This is a genomic window from Weissella paramesenteroides (assembly GCF_051903945.1).
Taxonomy (GTDB): domain Bacteria; phylum Bacillota; class Bacilli; order Lactobacillales; family Lactobacillaceae; genus Weissella; species Weissella paramesenteroides_A.
Genome location: NZ_CP192268.1, coordinates 674,914 through 691,680 on the forward strand (window position 1 = coordinate 674,914; position 16,767 = coordinate 691,680).

The 16,767-nt window shown below is 40.5% G+C and carries 16 protein-coding genes; 15 read left to right on the top strand and 1 reads right to left on the bottom strand.

The window, feature by feature from the left end:
• Positions 1–35: 35 nt before the first annotated feature.
• The 12 genes from ACQ4QH_RS03165 to ACQ4QH_RS03220 all read left to right on the top strand — a co-directional run bounded on the left by ACQ4QH_RS03165 (position 36) and on the right by ACQ4QH_RS03220 (position 13,400).
• Positions 36–983, top strand: coding sequence for a helix-turn-helix domain-containing protein (locus ACQ4QH_RS03165; protein ID WP_439819257.1), 948 nt, complete (start codon positions 36–38; stop codon positions 981–983).
• 21 nt (positions 984–1,004) lie between these two features.
• Positions 1,005–1,589 (top strand): CDP-diacylglycerol--glycerol-3-phosphate 3-phosphatidyltransferase, encoded by a 585-nt coding sequence (gene pgsA / locus ACQ4QH_RS03170; RefSeq protein ID WP_439819258.1) that lies wholly within the window; start codon positions 1,005–1,007, stop codon positions 1,587–1,589.
• 288 nt (positions 1,590–1,877) lie between these two features.
• Entirely contained in the window at positions 1,878–2,351 is a 474-nt protein-coding gene (locus ACQ4QH_RS03175; RefSeq protein ID WP_439819259.1) for a nicotinamide-nucleotide amidohydrolase family protein, read from the top strand.
• An 87-nt stretch (positions 2,352–2,438) separates the two neighbouring features.
• Complete coding sequence (gene recA / locus ACQ4QH_RS03180; RefSeq protein WP_439819260.1) at positions 2,439–3,584, top strand: recombinase RecA; 1,146 nt, start codon at positions 2,439–2,441, stop codon at positions 3,582–3,584.
• Between the two features lie 126 nt (positions 3,585–3,710).
• A complete protein-coding gene (gene helD / locus ACQ4QH_RS03185; RefSeq protein ID WP_439819261.1) occupies positions 3,711–5,993 on the top strand; it encodes an RNA polymerase recycling motor HelD in 2,283 nt (760 codons plus the stop codon).
• A gap of 6 nt (positions 5,994–5,999) precedes the next feature.
• Entirely contained in the window at positions 6,000–6,944 is a 945-nt protein-coding gene (coaA, locus tag ACQ4QH_RS03190; protein ID WP_439819262.1) for a type I pantothenate kinase, read from the top strand.
• Between the two features lie 369 nt (positions 6,945–7,313).
• Entirely contained in the window at positions 7,314–8,093 is a 780-nt protein-coding gene (locus ACQ4QH_RS03195; RefSeq protein ID WP_439819263.1) for a LysM peptidoglycan-binding domain-containing protein, read from the top strand.
• Between the two features lie 318 nt (positions 8,094–8,411).
• Entirely contained in the window at positions 8,412–9,956 is a 1,545-nt protein-coding gene (locus ACQ4QH_RS03200; protein WP_439819264.1) for an MDR family MFS transporter, read from the top strand.
• Positions 9,957–9,961: 5 nt separating this feature from the next.
• On the top strand, positions 9,962–10,714 hold the full coding sequence (locus ACQ4QH_RS03205; protein WP_131473701.1) for a DUF4811 domain-containing protein: 753 nt from the start codon (positions 9,962–9,964) through the stop codon (positions 10,712–10,714).
• A gap of 259 nt (positions 10,715–10,973) precedes the next feature.
• A complete protein-coding gene (locus tag ACQ4QH_RS03210) occupies positions 10,974–11,174 on the top strand; it encodes a cold-shock protein (RefSeq protein ID WP_040760279.1) in 201 nt (66 codons plus the stop codon).
• 84 nt (positions 11,175–11,258) lie between these two features.
• Positions 11,259–12,152: an RluA family pseudouridine synthase gene (locus tag ACQ4QH_RS03215; RefSeq protein ID WP_439819265.1), complete on the top strand. Its 894-nt coding sequence runs from the start codon at positions 11,259–11,261 to the stop codon at positions 12,150–12,152.
• 147 nt (positions 12,153–12,299) lie between these two features.
• Entirely contained in the window at positions 12,300–13,400 is a 1,101-nt protein-coding gene (locus ACQ4QH_RS03220) for a CAP domain-containing protein (protein WP_439819266.1), read from the top strand.
• 236 nt (positions 13,401–13,636) lie between these two features.
• On the opposite strand, the gene ACQ4QH_RS03225 is transcribed toward ACQ4QH_RS03220, so the two are convergent.
• Complete coding sequence (locus ACQ4QH_RS03225) at positions 13,637–14,875, bottom strand: aminopeptidase (RefSeq protein ID WP_439819267.1); 1,239 nt, start codon at positions 14,873–14,875, stop codon at positions 13,637–13,639.
• A 158-nt stretch (positions 14,876–15,033) separates the two neighbouring features.
• On the opposite strand from ACQ4QH_RS03225, the gene ACQ4QH_RS03230 reads away from it, so the two are divergent.
• The 3 genes from ACQ4QH_RS03230 to msrB are packed head-to-tail and all read left to right on the top strand — an operon-like array spanning position 15,034 to position 16,695.
• Positions 15,034–15,681, top strand: a complete 648-nt coding sequence (locus ACQ4QH_RS03230; RefSeq protein ID WP_439819268.1) for a hypothetical protein — start codon at positions 15,034–15,036, stop codon at positions 15,679–15,681.
• A 44-nt stretch (positions 15,682–15,725) separates the two neighbouring features.
• A complete protein-coding gene (gene msrA, locus ACQ4QH_RS03235) occupies positions 15,726–16,271 on the top strand; it encodes a peptide-methionine (S)-S-oxide reductase MsrA (RefSeq protein WP_439819269.1) in 546 nt (181 codons plus the stop codon).
• Entirely contained in the window at positions 16,258–16,695 is a 438-nt protein-coding gene (gene msrB / locus ACQ4QH_RS03240; protein WP_439819270.1) for a peptide-methionine (R)-S-oxide reductase MsrB, read from the top strand. Before msrA ends, msrB begins: the two co-directional genes overlap by 14 nt.
• The last annotated feature ends 72 nt before the right edge of the window (positions 16,696–16,767 follow it).

A 16,767-nucleotide genomic window follows, 5' to 3' on the forward strand; every position in this document is an offset into this window, starting at 1 on the left:
TTATGCTAAATTTTAAAAGTTAGGATGAGAGATTTATGAATGAGGAACGCAATAGCGCCATCGGACAAGAGCTCCAACAAGCTCGACTTGATAAGGGTCTATCACTTGATGATATTCAACAATCAACAAAAATTCAAAAACGCTACTTAGCGGCGATTGAAAGTGGCCAATTTGATCAATTACCAGGTGCCTTTTATGAGCGTGCATTTGTACGTCAATATGCAACTGCAGTTGGCCTAGATGCCGTTGCCTTCATGCAAAAATATGAAAATGAAGATACCGAAACAGTTGCGCCTGATTTAAGTGCAGCGCGTGTCGATGCTGATAATGTGACGCGTGCGGGGATGCACCAAACTGAAGAAACTGTTGCTGATAAGACACGTAGTATGATGCCTAAAATTATTATTGGTGTTGTCATCGTCGCAATTATCGCGATTATTTGGGTAGTGGTCTCATCATTTGCTGGTTCAGCCAAGCAAGAATCAAAGAACCAATCAACGGTATCAGTGACCACATCGCAAGTGGCTAGCAAAAATACTTCTTCAAAGAAGTCTGAGACATCAACGACCGCTTCAAGTGAGTCAAAGTCGTCAACAAGTAGTTCTAGCAAGGCATCATCGAAGTCATCTTCTGAAAAGAAAACAAATAAGGCTGATAAAGTTGACTTAGGACAAGGTACAGTTAGCGGTACGACCGTTACTTATAACTCAGTTAAAGCACCTAATAAGACAATGAAGATGCAATTGAAGGCTGAGAATGGTTCTTCATGGATGCAAGTTAGCGACGCAGCTGGTACCGTATTATGGAATGGTACAGTGGCAGATGGTAAGACACAAGAAGTTGATATTCCAACAACAGCTACTGGTGTATCAGTTTCAATTGGAAATGCCTTGGCAACTAAGGTGGCACTAAATAATAAAGCAGTTGATTTACAGTCAAGTAATGCAAGTGTTTGGCACTTGGGTATGACCTTTACACGATAAGAATGTAGGAGCAGATAAAAAATGAATTTCCCTAATAAACTAACTGTGTTTCGTATGATTTTGATTCCAGTGTTTATGTTAGTATTGTCTCTTTCACCAGATTGGGGAACTTTGGCAGTTGGTGGCGCAACACTACCAGTCACGCACTTAGTTGCCGCAATTATATTTATTGGGGCTTCGTTAACTGATCTTGCAGATGGTAAAATCGCCCGTAAACATCACCTGGTGACAAACTTTGGTAAATTTGCGGATCCACTAGCTGATAAGTTGTTAGTTATGACTGCCTTGATTTACTTTGTTCAATTTGACTGGGTACCAGGTTGGATGGTTGCAATTATTGTTATCCGTGAATTAGCCATTACTGGTTTGCGTACATTGATTGTGGAAAATAACGGTAAGGTATTGGCAGCTGCTATGCCTGGAAAGATTAAGACAGCTTCACAAATGGTGTCAATTTCTTTCTTCCTACTACATGATATTTTCTTTGCCATGATTAATGTACCATTTGCGATGATTATGATGTGGATTGCATTAATTGCAACGATTTACTCAGGAATTGATTACTTCTATAAGAACCGTGATGTGTTCTCTGATGGGTTTAAGTAGCGAGCGTAACAAAAGTCAGAGCGTGACAAAAGTCGTTTTGAAGCCGGTGTGTAACGTGATTTTCGCTATTTTTGGCCGTAGCAAAGCGAAGGACAGGAATGGCGTAAATTGCGTTACATTGAGGCTTCAGACTTTTGGAACGCGTTTATGCTAACAAAATTATAGGTTTATAATCAATAAATCTTTAACACAAAAAGGCTGGCACATTTTCTTTTGTGCCAGCCTTTTATAATAAAAAAACACTTATACAACAATTTGCCTCTTTATTAATAGGGAAGGAGAATCGTCATGCAACAACAGCGAGTTGGGCAAAGTTTAATTGCCCGTCATCAAACGATTACATCGGCTGAATCTTTAACAGCGGGATTGTTTGTGGCAACCTTAGCAGAAGTTAGTGGGATATCAGCGGTGTTACCTGGTGCTTTTGTTACCTATGCGGCAGCAGCAAAAACGAAATTAGTTGGTGTACCAGCAGAATTAATTACAACGTATGGTGTTGTATCTGATCAAGTAGCAAGAGCAATGGCTCATGGGGCCCAAGAAAAATTAGCAACTGATTGGGCGATTAGTTTCACCGGTGTTGCTGGTCCTGATGCTTTAGAGAGTCACCCGGCGGGAACGGTATATATTGGTGTTGCCACGCCATCAGGCAAAACATTGGCACGACAATATCAGTTTCAAGGTGATCGACAGGCTATCCGTGAAGCAAGCGTTACAGCAGGATTTGATTGGTTAGCAGTTTTATTATCGGAAGAATCTTAATTTTGTCAGATGTGTTGAAAAAAAGTGCTGATTAGGTTACACTAGAACTGCGTTAAGTTAAAGTTAATGAGTGGAGGCCCAAATATTATGGCTACAGGAAAGAATATTAATCCAAACAAAAAACTAGAAGGTAAAATTACTGATCCAAAAGAACGTCAAACAGCATTGAATGATGCTTTGAAGAAAATCGAAAAGTCTTTTGGTAAGGGATCCGTTATGAAGCTTGGGGACAGCCGGTTTACCAAGGTTGAATCGACGCCAACAGGTTCATTGAAGCTAGATGTTGCGTTAGGAATTGGTGGTTATCCAAAGGGACGTGTCATTGAAATATATGGACCTGAATCATCTGGAAAGACGACCTTGGCTTTACATGCCGTTGCAGAAGCTCAAAAAAATGGTGGTATTGTTGCCTATATTGATGCCGAAAATGCCATGGATGTTGAATATGCCAAAGCATTAGGTGTTGATGTTGATGAACTATTATTGTCTCAACCAGATACTGGTGAGCAGGGGTTAGCTATTGCTGATGCCTTGATTGCTTCTGGTGCGATTGATATGGTAGTTATCGATTCTGTCGCTGCTTTGACACCGAAGGCAGAAATTGATGGTGAAATTGGTGATTCATCAGTTGGTTTGCAAGCACGTATGATGTCACAAGCCTTGCGTAAAATGTCAGGGGCAATTTTAAAGACAGGAACAACGGCTATCTTTATCAATCAATTACGTGAAAAGATTGGTGTGATGTTTGGTAACCCTGAGACAACGCCTGGTGGACGTGCTTTGAAGTTCTATTCATCAGTACGTTTGGATGTTCGTCGTAAGGGTGGGATTGATGCCACAAAAGCAGATGGGGACAATATCAAATCTGTTGGTAACTTGACCCGTATTAAGGTTGTTAAGAATAAGGTCGCTGCACCATTCCGTGAAGTTGAAGTTGAAATTCTCTTTGGAAAAGGAATTTCAAAGACTGGTGAAATGATTGATTTAGCTGCCGATAAAGAAATCATCATTAAAGCAGGTTCATGGTTCTCTTACAAGGGTGAAAAGATTGGTCAAGGAAAGGTCAATGTTATTCGCTGGTTAGAGGAACCAGAACATAAAGCAATTTACGATGAGATTTATGATCAGGTTCGGATGGCTTACATTGGTAGCCATGATGGTTCAGCTGATGCACCGGAGGCTGTCCAAGATGAATCTAGTGACGAAATTCCATTGGACATTGAAGATAATTAATTTATAATTAGTAGACGAAAACTGGGGCAAAATGCTTGTCCCGGTTTTTGTCTGTGAAAAATAACTGGCTAAACAGCTCAAAGTGGTGTAACATAGAAACACTAATTTTTATCGGGGGAACGTAACATGACGCCGTACGACTCAGAACAAAAACGCCTAGATACTGTATTGGAAAAAATCCAGGATGCTAAGGCAAAAAACAAAATGCAACAAGCCAGCGCAGTTGAAAAAAAAGCTGACGTAGAATCAGGCTGGAAAGACGTTCGGTTTAAATCATCAACATATGGTAGCTTATTTGAGACCGCAATGTCTGTTCGTCAACAACAACAAATGTTGCAAGAACGTGAGTTAGCTATGAACTCAGCAGAACATCAAGCTGTGGTATTAGACCGTTTAACAGAACGTCCTTATTTTGCCCGCATTGATGTTCAAGAAAAGGGTACCGAAAAAGTTGACCAAATTTATATTGGGTTAGCATCATTTTCAGATGGTCCAGATAACTTTTTGATTTATGATTGGCGGGCCCCAATTTCTTCAATCTATTATGATGGTGGATTGGGTCAAGTCACTTATGAGACACCAGATGGTAAACAAGATGCTGAGGTTTCTTTGAAACGCCAATTTCAAATTGAAGACGGCAAAATTGTGACAATCTTTGATACTGACGAAGCAGTTGGTGATCAAATGTTGCTTAATGCCGTTTCTGGTGAATCAACGACAAAGATGAAGTCCATTGTGACGACAATTCAAAAAGAACAAAATAAGATTATTCGTAATACAGCAGCTGACTTGCTATTTGTGCAAGGAGCCGCAGGTTCTGGTAAAACATCAGCCGTTTTGCAACGAGTTGCTTATTTACTATATCGTTACCGTGGTCATCTAACCTCTGGACAGGTCGTTTTATTCTCACCAAATCAATTATTTAACGATTATATTGATCAAGTGTTACCAGAATTGGGTGAGCAAAACATGGTTCAGATGACATTTTATCAATATGCGTCACGCCGTTTACCGAAGCTCCAATTAGAAACGTTACAAGAACGATTCGAATCACAGCCAACGGGTGCTGCCAAGAAGGTGATCGATTTAAAGGGGACGAGTGTGTACTTTAAAGCGATGCAAAAGTATGCGCAGTCATTAAATCACGCCAATATCAAATTGCGCAGTGTTAAATTCCGTGGCCATGAAATAATTAGCAAAGATAAAATTGCGGACATCTACTATTCATTTAATGATAACTACCAACTTGGGAACCGTCTGCATGCAACAAAAGAACAGTTGATGAAGATTTTGCAAGGAAAATCAGGTAATGAGGTACATGCCGATTGGGTAGAAAATGAAGTGCAAAATTTGAGTAAGGAACAGTACGATACGATGCTACGTGATAATCCACGTGAGTTTGATTCAGACGAGGCAGAGTACAAGTTCATTGCAAAACAATTAGTGATGCGCGCCTTTACACCTGTTATTCGTGGTGTCAATCGTAATCACTTTATTAATATTAATGAGCAATTTGTGCACTTTTTAAAAACAGTACCGCAATTAATAAATTTGGCTGATTATGATATTAGTGATGCTGAATGGCAAGCGGGTGTCAAACACACGGTTGAACAAATGCGTCAAGGTATTTTACCAATGTCAGATATGACACCATATATGATGTTGTTCGATTTAATCAAGGGTAGTCGTGGCGAGCGTGATATTCGTTTTGTCTTTATTGATGAAATCCAAGATTATACACCTTTCCAACTTGCTTTCTTGAAGTTTAGCTTCCCAAAGGCGCGGTTTACTATGTTAGGTGATTTAAATCAGGCAATTTTTACTAAAGAAAACGCAGTGAGTTTGCAAGATGAATTATCACAGTTGTTTGACCCTGAAAAGTCAGAGTATATTGAGTTAACGCAAACCTATCGTTCAACACAGCAAATCACCGATTTCTCAAAAGATATCTTGATCCAAGGTGCCCAAATTGATGCGTTTGAACGGAAGGGTGCTTTACCAACTATCTCGGTAGTGCCAACGACTGAGGCAATGGTTGCTGGTATTGTCGAACAATTGGCAAGTAATCAAGCAGCAGAAGAGACAACTGCCATTATTACGAAAACTTTGGCTGAAGCGGAAGTCGCCTATGCTGCATTACGTGATCAGGCTGATGTTACCATTATCCGAACGGAAAACCAGCGATTAGTGCCTGGTACAATTATTGTGCCAGCTTACTTAGCTAAAGGATTAGAATTTGATGCGGTTATTATGTGGGATGCTGCTGCAAAGGTGTATCATGGAGATGATGAACGACAACTTGTTTACACCATTGCATCTCGTGCAATGCATCAACTAACGATATTTGCCGTTCAAGAATTGACGCCACTGTTAGCAAATGTGGCTGATAACTTATACGAGATGAGGTAGAGGGGCATGGCGACAGCACCGTTAAATTTTGCTGTTTTTAATAGAGAGGATTGGCAAAAATTAGCCAGTCAGTATGTGGTGCCAGAAAAAATTGATATGACACCGCAGACATTACAAAACATTAAGGCTTATAACGATCGCATTGTAATGGCGGATGTATTTAATATTTATGGACCATTAGTTACCTATATTAAATTGCGGTATGATCAATATCGGCATGACATTGCTGAACGGGCAGCCTTTCTTGGTCGACAAGCATCACGGGGACCATTTATTATCGGAATTGCGGGTTCAGTTGCTGTTGGGAAGTCAACGACCGCGCGATTATTACAATATATGTTACAATCAGCTTTTCCTGAAAAGGAAATTGCCTTGACCACGACGGACGGTTTCTTGCTTTCAAATGATAAATTGAAGGCGGCGGGTATTTTTGATCGTAAAGGCTTTCCAGAATCTTATAATATGGTAGAGCTGCTGTCTTTTATGAATGCTTTGAAAGAAGGCAAGAATAAAGTTCGCTCACCAAAGTATTCTCATGAAATGTCCGATGTGTTAGCGGGCGAATATGATGAGTTTGATAACCCGGATATTTTTATTATCGAGGGTATCAATACATTACAAAGTGGCGCTAATACACCAGTGTATGTGTCAGACTTTTTCGATTTATCTATTTACGTTGATGCAAAAACAGATTTGATTGAACAATGGTATGTTGAACGCTTCCGTGCCTTGTTGACTGCCGCAAAAGAGAATCCAGATGACAATAGCTTTTTTGCCGAGTACACAAAAATCCCCGTTGAAGAAGCGGTGGCGTCTGCAGTCGATGTCTGGCATCAAGTAAACTTACCGAACTTAAATGAATATATTTTGCCAACTCGTGAGCGTGCTGACTTAGTTTTGCATAAGCAAGCCAATCATGAGATAGACACGATATGGTTACGAAAATTTTAGAAATGTTACTTTTCAAAGTGACGTTTATGTAACAAAAAATGATAAAGACGGGGAACAACAGCGTTCAACGTCTTTATTTTTTTATTTTAAGGATAATTTTAGTAATTATTTATCTAGTTAACTATCTTAATAATTCCTTTATAAATGCCTGTTTTATAGGGACAGAAACGCTTATATTACAAAAATATTTCTTGAATTAGCGATATTGATTGAACAATTCAAATTCATGTAATGTTAATGTAATTTGCCAAACACTGAAATTGGTAAACTATTACTTGTCGTTGGGTAATGCCCAAGTAATCGACCTGAGTAGTCACAGGTATTAAATATAGAATTCAAACTTATCCAGTAGGAGTGTTATTAATTTTTATGAGTAAAGTGAAACAAACAGCCTTAGCAGTTGCCGGTGTTGCGTCAGTATTCGTTGCTGGTACGTCTATCGTAAACGCTGCCTCAACTTATACAGTTAAAGAAGGCGATACGCTATCAGAAGTTGCCAATAAATTTAACATGACAGTTGATGACTTGGTAAAGTCAAACAACTTGAAAGATGCAAACATGATCTTCGTTGATCAAAAGATTGAAGTGCCAGATTCACAAAGTGTTGCTGAAACTGATGTGGATGCATCTTCTGACTCTGCCGCTAACGATGCTGCATCATTAGCAATGTCACAAGCTGCCTCATCAGCCGCTGCAAGTTCTGCAGCTGCCGCATCATCAGCTGCCGCTGCTAGCTCTGCTGCTGCATCACAAGCTGCCGCTCAAAAGGCTGCCGCAAGTGAAGCTGCTGTATCAGCTGCTGCAACATCAACAACGACAGCATCAGCACAACAAGCTAATTCAGCAACGACTTCAACTGCATCAACTGCTTCATCAGTAAGCGCTCCAGCTGCTGGTGGTTCAGTTAAGGCACAATTCTTAGCTAATGGTGGAACTGAGGCTTTGTGGAATTCAGTTGTTATGCCAGAATCTGGTGGAAATCCTAATGCTGTTTCACCAAATGGTTACCAAGGACTTGGTCAAACCAAAGAAGGTTGGGGAACAGGTAGTGTTGCTAGCCAAACTGCAGGTATGGTTAATTACGCAAACTCACGTTACGGTTCAGTTCAGAACGCAACGGCTTTCCGTCAAGCTCACGGTTGGTGGTAAAAAACACTTAATGATTAATAACAGAAAAAAGATTGAGCACAGCATGTGTCTCAATCTTTTTTTTATGATAAAAATTTTAAAAAATTTGTGAACTCATCACAAGAAAAATGTTGATAAATACTATATTTATGTAAGGAATTTCATCGGTTATATGCTTGCCACATTAAGTAGTAGCCTACTTAATGTATGTGGACATAAACTTCATTCATTGTGAACACGATTACAATGTTTGTTAAATTACTTAACAAAAACACTTGATAAAATAGTTAGCGAGTTTTACAATTATAAATTGTGATTATAAAAAACGGAGGAAAATAAATGGCACATGAAAAAAATGTGACTTTGGACATGAACGGTAAACCATTTAACCGTACAGCCATGGTCGCCGTATTATTAATCGGTACTTTTGCCGGTGTGTTGATGCAAACTTCATTGGGAACGGCTATTCCAACCCTAATGCACGATTTTGATATCTCGTTTGCAACGGCACAACAAGCAACAACCTGGTTCTTACTAGCGAACGGGGTGATGATGCCTGTTTCAGCATTCTTATCAACACGTATTAAATCAAGAACATTATATATTATTGCTTATGCACTTTTAACAACAGGAATGGCATTAACAGCCTTTACACCTGCTGATTCAAATATGTGGTGGATGTTTTTAGCTGGACGTATTATTACAGCGATCGCCGTTGGTGTGACGATGCCGTTGATGCAAGTGGTAATGCTTAACATTTATCCAGTTGCTGAACGTGGGGCCGCAATGGGTCTTAACGGAATTGTTATTGGATTAGCACCTGCGATTGGACCTAGTTTATCAGGTTGGATTCTTGAAAAGGATCACGTCTTACTAGGATTGACGATTTCTTCTTCATGGCGAACAATTTTCATTTTGCCGTTGATCGTTATCATTATTGCATTTATTTTGTCATTCTTCCTTGTTAAGAACGTGTTACCTACTAAGAAGATTAAGTTGGATGTTGTCTCATTCATCTTATCAATTCTTGGCTTTGGTATCTTCTTGCTAGGATTCACCAATGTTGCAACAAAGGGTTGGGGTGATTTCCCTTCAGTAATTTTGCCAATTCTTGCTGGATTGTTACTAATTATTGTATTCATTTGGCGTCAACTTAAGATGGATACGCCATTTATGGATGTCCGGGTCTTTAAGAATAAGCAATTCTCATTGACGACACTAGGCGTCATGATGGCGATGATGGCGATGATGGGTGTCCAAATGATGTTGCCAACGTACTTGCAAAATGTACACGGTATGTCAACGTTGAACTCTGGATTAGTTCTTTTGCCAGGTGCCTTGATGATGGGACTAATGGCGCCATTAACTGGACGTATGTACGACCAAATTGGTGCAAAACGCTTATCAATTATCGGTTTCGCTATTCTAGCTTTGGGTACTTTGCCATTCATGTTTATTACGACAAGTACACCAGGTGCGTTCATTACAGCACTATATGCTTTGCGTATGTTTGGTGTTGCGATGGCGATGATGCCATTAACAACAATGTCAATGTCAGTTTTGCCAGCCAATGAAGCACCACATGCAACTGCTTCAAACAACACTGCACGTCAAGTGGCATCTTCAGTTGTTGTTGCCTTATTGACTTCAGTTACACAAAACATTATCAATAACAATGAACCAAGCAAGGCATTACAAACGGCTAACCCACTGCAATATGGATCAGACCTTCTTGATGCCTCAATGAAGGGATTCCGTGTCTCATTTGCCATTGGTTTCATATTCTCTGTTATTGGTGTTATTTTGGTATTATTCATCCGTGGTGGACGTGTTGTGCCTGAAGGTATGACAAAGCATATTTCATCAGATGAGAAGGAGGACTAGGCAACATGATTATTATTGTATTAGCGGTGCTTGCAGCACTAACATATATTTCATGGTTCTACATTAAGAGTACGCCAACACGTATCGTGGCAGGTCTAATCTCTTTTGGTTTGTTAACGGCAACAGTTTTGTTGTTAACAGCTAACGTAAATTCTCATTACGGTATGAAGAATGTAACGACTACGACTGAAAAGACAATTTATTCAGCTGGTGGTTCAAAATCCCCAGCTGGTATGTTGATTACCCAAGAATTGGGGACTAAGTCAGGTAACTACGTGATGATCTTTGCTGATCGTGAAGATGGTAAAGCAAAGCCACACTTTGTGCCAAATAAGAAGAAGATGGTTGAAGCAGTTCATAAAACTGCAACCTATAAGATAGCTGATGTTGACAAGGCAACCATTAAGACTGTGACAACACGCCGCGAGTGGCAGAATGATTTCTTTAAGTGGTTGTTAGACTTTGGTGGTGAAGGTCATTCACTTGTTAAGCAAACAACGACTGTTACAGTGCCTAAGAATACTTGGGTCGTCTTGAGTGCAAAACAAGCAAAACAAGTGACAGCAAAGCAAAAGGCTGCTAGTCAAAACAAAGCGGCAGCCGCTGCACAACAAAAGCAAATGCGTGATGCTATTCAAGCCAAGGTAGCTGCCTACATTAAGGCAAACCCTAAGGCTAGTGCAAACGACGTTGCAAATTACTCTAAAGAAGCAACTGCTGAAATGACAGCAAGTGCTATGAAACAAATGTTGAAGTAGTGAAGGAAAACATTTATTAAGCGATTGCTGCTTAGTAAATGTTTTTTAATTATTAATTTTATTGCTTGGTATGACTGGTATAATAGACAAACATTTGATAATAATTTAGCTATCAATTAAAATGTTTGTATCATTCAGTACAGACACGTGTTATACTTAAAACATAGTTTGAAAGATTTTGTTTTATGTTTCTAAGAAATAAGGGCATCTTCGTTTTGGATTATTAATTTTTATGGCAAGATGCCAGGAGGTTTCAGACATGGAACAAGGAACAGTAAAGTGGTTTAACGCAGACAAGGGTTACGGATTTATTTCACGCGAGTCAGGTGACGATGTATTCGTACACTTCTCAGCAATCCAAACTGATGGCTTCAAGTCATTAGAAGAAGGTCAAGCTGTATCATTCGAAGTGCAACAAGGTGACCGCGGTTTGCAAGCTGCTAACGTTTCAAAGTTGTAATATTAGACAACTTTAAAACAATAAAAGAGTCTGGGAAATTTCCTAGGCTCTTTTATTTTGGTACATATTTATGGGGTGAATGCAATGGCAGGATGGACAAAGAAAATAACATTACCAGCAGATCAGCCTGCAGTTTCAATTAAAGAACAACTGACAGATTGGCGCATTCCGCGGCGGATACGGGGGAATTTTCGAATGGCCCGGCGTATCTATCTTAATGGTCAATATCAACCGACTTCAACAATTCTAAAACCATACGATGTCCTGACTTTGAATTGGTTGCCCGAAGACTTTATTACACCGGATTCACAGTATGTTCCTGATGCTTCACAATCATTGCAAGTCTTATACGAAAATGATGAGTTAATGGTCGTTAATAAACGCAAAGGGGTAAAGACACATCCTAATTCACCAGGTGAAAATGGGACAATGATGAATTTTGCCCAAGCATATTTAATGAAGCAAGATAAACGGGCGTACATGGTTCATCGTTTAGATGGGCAAACGACTGGCGCACTCATTATTGCGAAGGTGCCCTATGTTGTGCCAATCCTGAATCAGATGCTACATGATAAAACGATTAAACGTACTTATTTAGCGTGGGTTGATGGGCATTTAACAGATTCGACGGGGACGATTATGTTAACCATTGGAGATCATCCCACTAATTCTCGTTTGCGACAAATCAACGGTGCGAATGCGAAGCCAGCCATTACACACTGGACAAAGATTAAATCAGTCTATCAGCAAACGTTAGTGCGTTTGCGGTTAGAGACAGGGCGCACGCATCAAATCCGCCTCCACATGGCTGCAATTGGTCATCCGTTGGTGGGGGATGATTTGTATAATCCACAATCAGAGTATACGAGTGGATTGTTGCTACATTCTGCTAGTGTGCAGTTGCCGATTCCTTTTTCAAATGAAATAAAATCTATTGGTGCACCATTACCTAATAGCTTCCCAGTAAATCTTAAGTAATTACCCGATTTTATTAAGAAATTTCAAAATTCACCTTTAATTTGTAATGAATTTGTTAAGAACTTCTGTTATTATTAAGAAACGTTGTAAATTAAACGGAAATTAAATGCGCATAAAAGCGTAACGAATTAAGGGGAAACTTCTTCAATGGAAATCAAGTCACACAAGAAAATGTATAAGGCAGGTAAGCAATGGGTATCAGTTGCAGTAGCAACTACTGCTGCAGGTGTTGCCTTCGTCGCTGCTAATGAGTCTGCTTCTGCAGATGTATGGCAAGCTAACCCTGTTGATCAAGTTGCATCGCAGGTATCAGCAAATGGTGGCATTAATAATTACCAAATTCAAAATGGTGACACTGTTTGGGCGTTAGCAATGGCTACTAATGATTCAGTTGCTCATTTTGCATCTGTCAACGGTATCGTTAACCCAGATTTAATTATTGCTGGTCAATCATTTAATGGTGCGACTGCAGCCACAGCAACATCTGCGGCTGCCCCAACGCAAACTGCTTATACACCGGCAGCAAGCGATTCAGCAACATCTGCTGCAAACGATGCAGCGGCATCTGAAGCGGCAGCAAGTCAGGCAGTTGCCTCATCGCAAGCGGCGTCTGAAGCCTATGCTGCCTCAGTTGCTGCCAGCGTTGCTTCATCACAAGCTGCCGCTGCTTCAATTGCAGCTGCAGAGTCTCATGCAACGGCTGCTAGTGAAGCGGCTGCTAAAGCTGCTGAATCACAAGCGCTTGCTGCTGCGGCACAGTCAAGTGCGGCTGCACAATCAGCTGCTTCAGTGTCATCATCAGTAGCTGCTGCTAGTGCTGCGGCAGTTGCCTCATCACAGGCAAACGCTGCAAGTCAAGCGACGGCTAACCGACAATCATCACAAACGGCGACAACAGCTACTTCAACAACCGCAGGTAATGTTGATAATGCAACCTTTAACGCATTGAAGGCTAAGCGCAGTGGTATGACAACTGAATGGTCATCTGATTTGGCTGCCCAAGCCCAAGCACGTGCCCAACAAATTGCTAACAATGGTGGTTCAATTCCAAGTGAACACTGGAGTAATGCCAACGAAGTTATTTCAATTGGCTTTGGTGCGGGTTCATCAGTTGTTAACGCTTGGTATAATGAAACGAACATGACGACGGCATCAGGAACTGGTCACCGCGACTGGGAGATGCGGGCAAGCTCAACTCACTTTGGCTTTGCACAAGTTGGTAACGTTATTGTTGGTGTATCAAATTAATGAAAAAATAAAATGAGATTTGGATGTTAACGTCCAAATCTCATTTTTTGAGAGTGTGACAAAAGACGCTTTGGGGCCGATTGTAACAACAATTAGGAAATTTTGGTTCGTAGCAAAGCGAAGAGCCAGAATTTCCTAATTATTGTTATAGTAAGGCTTCAGTCTTTTAGAGCACGTTTAAAGGGCGTTAATCTACCGAATTCAGATAGGTAGATTAACGCCCCTTTTTATAACGTTTATGCCCAGTTTCCTTGACGGAACACCGGCACAAGTTGACCGTCTTGGGTGACACCGTCAATGGTCATATCAGCAGAACCAATCATGAAATCAACGTGCACGATTGAATCATTTTGACCTTTCGCTTGTCGATCAGGAACTGACAGTTGCGTACCGTTTTTAATATTTGAAGGGTAGGCCGCTCCCAGTGCTAAGTGATCAGAGGCGTTTTCATCAATTAAGGTTGTATAGAAAACAATATTTGAGTTAGAAATCGGTGAATTATCGGGTACGAGTGATACTTCGCCCAGTGAGGCCGCACCGGCATCAGTTTGAATTAATTGTTGCAATACATCCTGGCCAGATGTTGCTTCAGCAGCAACTACTTGACCGTCGGCGAATGTCAATTTAATATCTGTAATTAAAACACCGGCATATGATAATGGCTTTGTTGATTGGACCGCCCCATCAATATGGCGATAATCAGGTGATGTAAAGACTTCTTCGGTCGGCATGTTTGGGACAAAGCGGTTACCAGCTTTGTTGAACGATTCAGCGGCTTCCCAGACATGATCTTCCGCTAAGCCAACTGTTAAATCGGTTTTTGCTGAATGATATTGCAAAGCTTTGAAATTTTGCTCATTCAACCAAGCGGCTTTTTCGTTCAATGTATTAATGTGTTGTTGCCAGTCAGCAATCACATCGTTATCTAAAGCAATGCGGTTAATTTTAAAAATTTCCTGCCAGAGTTTGTCCTGCGCTTCATCAGCTGCGACATCGGGAAAGACTTTTTGTGACCATTCTTTACCAGCTGCTGAAACCACTAACCAAGCGACATCATTATTCATGGTAGCTTGACGAACGGCAGCATTGGCTTTTTGATAGGCTTGTTCATACAGTGATACACGATCGCTTGGGACGTCACTGAAACCATCAGGATCGCTAGAGACAATTGATATCCGTGATGTTTGATTGGCCATCAATGATTCAGCACGTACAGATACCCAAGCTGGGATATTTGTTAAGATTGCCTCGCTAGCATGTTTCAAGAATTCACGCTTTAGGATCGTGTCTTGCCATTCGACGATTACTTGGTTAGCACCTAATTGATAAGCTGCATCCATGATGCGGTGAACCAGTTCAGCCTGGTCGATTTCAGCGTAGATAATGACATCCTGACCGGGCTTAACATTGACACCGACACTGGTAATTAAATCAGCGTACTTACTTAATAATTGATCGAAATTTTTAATTGCCATAATTTTTTCTCCGTTTTCTAAGATAAGCTTCATTTTACAGGAAATAACAATTTCGTGAAACCGTAACTTAATAATTGTAAGTAATGTTAACAGAATGAATTGTTGGGCAATCGTAAATCATGATATAATGCAACAAATACTTATTGAAGGAGTATAACATGAGTCGAAAAAGAATAATGTTATCTGTGTTTGGGCTCATCGTACTCATTATTGCTGGCTATGCAGCCATGATGTGGTTTAGCGATGATCAAACTTATTCGCGAGAATTAAATAAAGCCCGGGACGCAGTTGCCGTCCAAGATTGGGAGACAGCTAGAAAGCATTATCAAGCATCACGTAAGGTACGTGTTTCGGTTGAAAATCGAACAGCTAGTGAACAGTTAACTGATTTAGAACGTGCAGATGCGGCTATAAAAAAGCAAAATTGGCAATCAGCCCAAAGTTTGTATCAGCGGGCAATTGATACCGATGGTGGGGTTGCCCTGTTAAAGAAGGCGGCTAAAACAAATCAACGTTTCGTTACAGCCAAGCAAGATACTGGTAAGTATCAAGCATCAGCCTCATCGTTACAAAAATCTGTTGATAAAAAGGATAGTGAGCTGAAAGACTTGCAGAAACAAATGAGTGAGTCAACAGCTTCAGTTCAGGCAGCCCAGAGTTCAGCTGCGCAAGCCATCGCTGATGCAAAAGCAACGGCAGATTCTGCGAACCAACAAGCCTCATCGGCGGCATCTGCTTCACAAAAAGCAGCTGATGATGCGAAAAAATCATCGTCAAGTTCAAGTAGTAAAGACGACAAAAAGTAAAAAATTGAGTTAACGGTGTATCCTATAACTAGGGGGTATGATGAATGACAATGCAAACAGCTATTTTTGCTGGTGGATGTTTTTGGTGCATGGTTGAACCATTTGAAAATTTACCAGGTATTGAAAAAGTTCGCTCAGGCTATACGGGTGGGACAGTTGCTAATCCAACATACGATGAAGTAGCTGCCCACATGACAGGACACACAGAAGCAGTTAAGATTTGGTTTGATGATGATATTGTGTCATATGAATCTTTGGTTGATCTTTATTGGCAACTAGCCGATCCGACAGATGCAATGGGACAGTTTGCTGATCGTGGTGATACCTATCGCCCAGTTATTTTTGTGAAGGATGAAGACCAACGCCAAATTGCGACCGCTTCTAAACAGGCGTTAGCAGCATCAGGTCGTTTTGATCAGCCAATTGTGACAACGATTGAAGATGCGAAACCATTCTATGATGCTGAAGAAGAGCATCAACAATTTTATAAGAAAAATCCATTACGTGAAATGTTAATTATGATACCGAGAAAAAAGTATCAGCAAAAGTATTGGTCAGATAAGGAGGACACCAGCCATGGCAAAGCCTAATGAGACAGATTTACGTGATCGATTAACACCAGAACAATATGCGGTGACACAAGAAGCCGCAACAGAGGCACCATTCAATAATAAATATGATGCTTGGTTTGCGGATGGTATCTATGTGGATATCGTCAGTGGTGAACCATTGTTTAGTTCATTGGATAAATATGATGCTGGTTGTGGTTGGCCGTCATTTACTAAGCCAATTGATAAAAAGTCTGTAAAGCGGCATCTCGATACTTCACATGGTATGTATCGAACAGAGGTTAAGTCAACGGATGCCGACTCACATTTGGGGCATGTGTTTACCGATGGACCGATTGCAGAAGGTGGGTTACGCTATTGCATCAACTCGGCTGCGTTAAAATTTATTCCGGTTGCTGACTTGGCAGCGCAAGGATATGGCGAATACGAATCGTTATTCAAATAAGAATAATTATTTAGTTAAACAGTGAGCAACTGTGTTAAAACCACTTTCATGGGTATCGTCATGAAGGTGGTT

Bases quoted from the DNA above. Each gene is read 5' to 3' on its own strand.
- ACQ4QH_RS03165 (WP_439819257.1), top strand. From the start codon at position 36: ATGAATGAGGAACGCAATAGCGCCATCGGACAAGAGCTCCAACAAGCT.
- pgsA (WP_439819258.1), top strand. From the start codon at position 1,005: ATGAATTTCCCTAATAAACTAACTGTGTTTCGTATGATTTTGATTCCA.
- ACQ4QH_RS03175 (WP_439819259.1), top strand. From the start codon at position 1,878: ATGCAACAACAGCGAGTTGGGCAAAGTTTAATTGCCCGTCATCAAACG.
- recA (WP_439819260.1), top strand. From the start codon at position 2,439: ATGGCTACAGGAAAGAATATTAATCCAAACAAAAAACTAGAAGGTAAA.
- helD (WP_439819261.1), top strand. From the start codon at position 3,711: ATGACGCCGTACGACTCAGAACAAAAACGCCTAGATACTGTATTGGAA.
- coaA (WP_439819262.1), top strand. From the start codon at position 6,000: ATGGCGACAGCACCGTTAAATTTTGCTGTTTTTAATAGAGAGGATTGG.
- ACQ4QH_RS03195 (WP_439819263.1), top strand. From the start codon at position 7,314: ATGAGTAAAGTGAAACAAACAGCCTTAGCAGTTGCCGGTGTTGCGTCA.
- ACQ4QH_RS03200 (WP_439819264.1), top strand. From the start codon at position 8,412: ATGGCACATGAAAAAAATGTGACTTTGGACATGAACGGTAAACCATTT.
- ACQ4QH_RS03205 (WP_131473701.1), top strand. From the start codon at position 9,962: ATGATTATTATTGTATTAGCGGTGCTTGCAGCACTAACATATATTTCA.
- ACQ4QH_RS03210 (WP_040760279.1), top strand. From the start codon at position 10,974: ATGGAACAAGGAACAGTAAAGTGGTTTAACGCAGACAAGGGTTACGGA.
- ACQ4QH_RS03215 (WP_439819265.1), top strand. From the start codon at position 11,259: ATGGCAGGATGGACAAAGAAAATAACATTACCAGCAGATCAGCCTGCA.
- ACQ4QH_RS03220 (WP_439819266.1), top strand. From the start codon at position 12,300: ATGGAAATCAAGTCACACAAGAAAATGTATAAGGCAGGTAAGCAATGG.
- ACQ4QH_RS03225 (WP_439819267.1), bottom strand. From the start codon at position 14,875: ATGGCAATTAAAAATTTCGATCAATTATTAAGTAAGTACGCTGATTTA.
- ACQ4QH_RS03230 (WP_439819268.1), top strand. From the start codon at position 15,034: ATGAGTCGAAAAAGAATAATGTTATCTGTGTTTGGGCTCATCGTACTC.
- msrA (WP_439819269.1), top strand. From the start codon at position 15,726: ATGACAATGCAAACAGCTATTTTTGCTGGTGGATGTTTTTGGTGCATG.
- msrB (WP_439819270.1), top strand. From the start codon at position 16,258: ATGGCAAAGCCTAATGAGACAGATTTACGTGATCGATTAACACCAGAA.